This is a genomic window from Bacillus sp. JJ634 (assembly GCF_036962285.1).
Taxonomy (GTDB): Bacteria; Bacillota; Bacilli; order Bacillales; family DSM-1321; genus Peribacillus; species Peribacillus asahii_A.
The window spans coordinates 28,088-31,826 of sequence record NZ_JBALMU010000121.1 but is presented as its reverse complement, the minus strand read 5'-3'; the positions used below and the strand labels follow the sequence as shown (position 1 = coordinate 31,826).

Annotated in this window: 3 protein-coding genes and 1 pseudogene; 3 read left to right on the top strand and 1 reads right to left on the bottom strand. The window is 35.8% G+C overall.

The annotated features are described in order from the left end of the window. On the top strand, positions 1-1,771 hold a 1,771-nt coding region (gene htpG / locus V7068_RS17275), incomplete at its 5' end, for a molecular chaperone HtpG (protein ID WP_499713814.1). Here htpG and V7068_RS17270 read toward each other — a convergent pair. Beyond that, positions 1,760-1,918, bottom strand: a pseudogene (locus V7068_RS17270) (iron chelate uptake ABC transporter family permease subunit); the annotation flags it as partial. The gene htpG and the pseudogene V7068_RS17270 sit on opposite strands and share 12 nt — an antisense overlap. A 106-nt stretch (positions 1,919-2,024) precedes the next feature. Between V7068_RS17270 and V7068_RS17265 the strand changes: the two are divergent. Both V7068_RS17265 and V7068_RS17260 read left to right on the top strand, forming a co-directional pair. After that, on the top strand, positions 2,025-3,074 hold the full coding sequence (locus V7068_RS17265; protein WP_499713813.1) for an NAD(P)/FAD-dependent oxidoreductase: 1,050 nt from the start codon (positions 2,025-2,027) through the stop codon (positions 3,072-3,074). A gap of 132 nt (positions 3,075-3,206) precedes the next feature. Beyond that, positions 3,207-3,692: a PaaI family thioesterase gene (locus V7068_RS17260; protein ID WP_499713812.1), complete on the top strand. Its 486-nt coding sequence runs from the start codon at positions 3,207-3,209 to the stop codon at positions 3,690-3,692. Positions 3,693-3,739: the final 47 nt, after the last annotated feature.

The window sequence follows — 3,739 nt, the reverse complement described above, 5'->3', positions numbered from 1 at the left end:
TGATGCAATCGATAAAATTTATTATAAAGCATTAACAGATGATGCATTAACGTTTGATAAAGATAGTTACTACATAAAGGTCTCAGCGGATAAAGAAGGCCGGACATTGACAATTACCGATACTGGAATTGGGATGACCAAAGAAGAACTTGAGCAGCATCTTGGAACCATTGCAAAGAGTGGATCTCTAGCTTTTAAAAGTGAAAATGAATTAAAAGATGGCCACGATATTATCGGTCAATTTGGTGTAGGATTTTATTCCGCTTTTATGGTTGCAGATGTTGTAACGGTCATCAGTAAAGCTTTAGGCAGCGATGAAGCATATAAGTGGGAGTCCGAAGGGGCTGATGGCTATAAAATTGAGCCGTGCGAGAAAGAAACAGTCGGCACAGAGATTATTTTAACCATTAAAGAGAATACCGAAGATGAGAAGTATGAGGAGTATTTAGAAGAGTATCGTCTAAAGGGAATTATTAAGAAATACTCTGATTTTATCCGCTACCCAATTAAAATGGATGTTACTAGCCGAAGATTAAAAGAAGGCAGCGAAGATGAATACGAGGAATATCAAGAAGAACAAACAATTAATAGTATGGTTCCTATTTGGCGAAAGAATAAAAATGAACTGACTGCTGAGGATTACGAAAACTTTTATCAAGAAAAACGGTACGGCTTTGATAAACCAATTAAGCATATCCATGTAAAAGTTGATGGTACGGTAAGATATAATGCGATTTTATTTATCCCTGAAAACATTCCTTTTGATTATTATTCAAAAGAGTTTGAAAAGGGATTAGAACTATATTCTAACGGTGTGTTAATTATGGAGAAATGTCCGGATTTACTTCCAGACTATTTTAGCTTTGTAAAAGGGATGGTTGATTCAGAAGACTTATCGCTTAATATATCCCGGGAAATTTTACAGCAAGATAAACAATTAAAGTTCATCGCTAAAAATATTAAAACGAAAATTAAGAAGGAACTAGAAAGTTTATTAAAACATGACCGTGAAAAGTATGAAGCATTTTATCAATCATTTGGCAGACAATTGAAATTTGGTGTGTATAATAATTTTGGACAAGAAAAAGATGTTTTACAAGATTTATTGATGTTCTACTCATCAAAAGAGAAGAAATTAATAACGCTAGATGAATACGTATCAAGAATGCCTGAGGATCAAAAGTATATTTATTATGCAACAGGTGAAACAAACGAACGAATTGAAAAAATGCCGCAAACTGAGCTAGTTGCTGATAAAGGATATGAAATTTTATACTTTACAGATGATGTGGATGAATTTGCGATTAAAATGTTGCTGAACTATAAAGAGAAAGAGTTTAAATCCGTATCCAGCGGTGATTTAGGAATTGAAGAAGAAAGCGATAATAAGCATGAAGCAGAGGAGAAGGCAAATAAAGAGCTCTTTGACTTGATGAAAGAGGTATTATCGGAAAAAGTAACAGATGTGAAAGTATCTAAACGATTAAAAACTCATCCAGTCTGTTTATCAGCTAATGGCGAATTGTCGATTGAAATGGAAAAAGTACTGAATATGATGCCGAATAACCAACAGGTTAAAGCAGATAAAATTTTAGAAATTAACGTAAACCATGGGATTTGGCAGTCGCTCAAATCAGCCTTCGAACAGGATGATAAAGAAAAGGTTCGATTATATACAAATCTCTTATATAATCAAGCACTGTTAATAGAAGGTTTACCAATTCAAGATCCGTTAGAATTTACAAATGATTTGTGTAAGCTAATGGTGTAATAAACGAAGCAGAGACNNGTCTCTGCTTCGTTTATTTTTTAATAACAAATACATAAAATAAGGGGCACCAATTAAGGCAACGATAATGCCTGCTGGAATTCCGTCAGGTTCGACTACATTCCGTCCAATTATATCGGCAAGTGCGATTTGGTTTTTGGTCAATAATTTTCTGGTTGTAAAAACAAGGGAAAAGGGGTATATTTAAATGAGAATGATAATCATTTTATGTTTGGTTACCAAGGAGTGAACGGAAATGGAACAATTCGAATTATTTGATGTGACGGTCATTGGGGGAGGACCAGCAGGTCTTTACTCCACTTTTTATAGCGGACTTCGAGAAATGAAAACAAAGCTTATAGAATACCAACCACAACTAGGTGGGAAAATTCATGTATATCCAGAGAAAATGATTTGGGATGTTGGAGGAATTACTCCTGTTCCTGGAGCAAAATTAATAGAGCAACTTGTAGAGCAAGGACTAACGTTTCACCCGGAAGTCGTGTTAAATGAGAAAGTAGAATCTATTACACGTAATGAAGAAGGGATTTTTATTTTACATGCTGCATCTGGAAGAAAGCACTTTTCGAAAACGGTTATTGTGGCTGTTGGGGGAGGAATTTTAAATCCACAAAGGCTAGAAATAGAAGGTGCTGAGAGGTTTGAAGTATCTAATTTAAATTACACAGTAAAGTCTTTAAAGCGCTTCAAGGATAAGACAGTCATTATTTCAGGCGGTGGAAACTCGGCAATCGATTGGGCCAATGAATTAGAGCCTATTGCGAAGAAGGTGTATTTGACGTATCGAAAGGATGCTTTATCAGGACATGAGGCGCAAGTCAAACAATTAATGACTAGTTCGGCTGTTTGTTTTTTGAATACGTCTATTACAAAACTAATCGCTGATTCTAGTCATGAGACAATTGAACGGGTGCAATTAACGAATCATGAAACAGAAGAGGTTACGTATTTGTCAATTGATGAGGTCATCATTAATCATGGATATGAACGGGATAAAGCGTTACTTGAAAACAGTAAACTGGATATTAAACTAGTGGATGATTACTATATTGAAGGGAATGCATCTAGCGAATCTTCAGTGGAAGGATTGTATGCGGCAGGGGACATTTTAAAGCATGATGGAAAAGTCCATCTAATAGCGGGTGCTTTTCAAGATGCTGCGAATGCTGTAAATAGAGCAAAGCAATTCATTCAACCTGATGCTAGTCATGCTGGAATGGTCTCTTCGCATAATGAAGTTTTTAAAAAGCGAAATCGAGAGTTAGTTCAAAAAATGATGAAGTAGTAGACTCGTAAGGTATTCAAAAGAAGGACAAAACTTTANNNTAAAGTTTTGTCCTTCTTGTAAAATAAATGGTTATTATGTAAGAATATAGAATTTAATATGTTATACTATAGTCTAAAAGGGGGAGAGATTATGGAGGAAACATTAGTAAAGGCTATTCAAGATGAATATCCAGATGATTTTGCTTGGTGTTATGGGTGTGGGAGATTAAATAAAGAGGGTCATCATTTTCGAACTGGCTGGGAAGGGGAAAATACGCTGACTATTTACATACCAAAGTCGGAACATACAGCAATTCCGGGATTTGTTTATGGAGGTTTGATTGCTTCTTTCATTGATTGTCATGGAACAGGTTCAGCTTCATTAGCCTTGCATCGTAAAAATGGACATGAACTAGGAGATGGAATCGTACCGCCACCACGATTTGTAACAGCTGCATTAAATGTAGAATTTGTGAAACCAACTCCACAACATGTTCCGTTAAGAGCGGTTGGGAAAGTGACAGAGATTCATCCGAAGAAATGGAAAGTGGAAACGGAAGTATTTGCAAATGATACACTTTGTGCACGTGGAGAAGTGATTGCTGTTGTAATGCCGGCCACTTTCACACAAAAGTAAAGAATTAAGTAAGCGTTTTCAACCTATTGATAATAAGAACGGCAGGG

Bases quoted from the DNA above. Each gene is read 5' to 3' on its own strand.
- V7068_RS17265 (WP_499713813.1), top strand. From the start codon at position 2,025: ATGGAACAATTCGAATTATTTGATGTGACGGTCATTGGGGGAGGACCA.
- V7068_RS17260 (WP_499713812.1), top strand. From the start codon at position 3,207: ATGGAGGAAACATTAGTAAAGGCTATTCAAGATGAATATCCAGATGAT.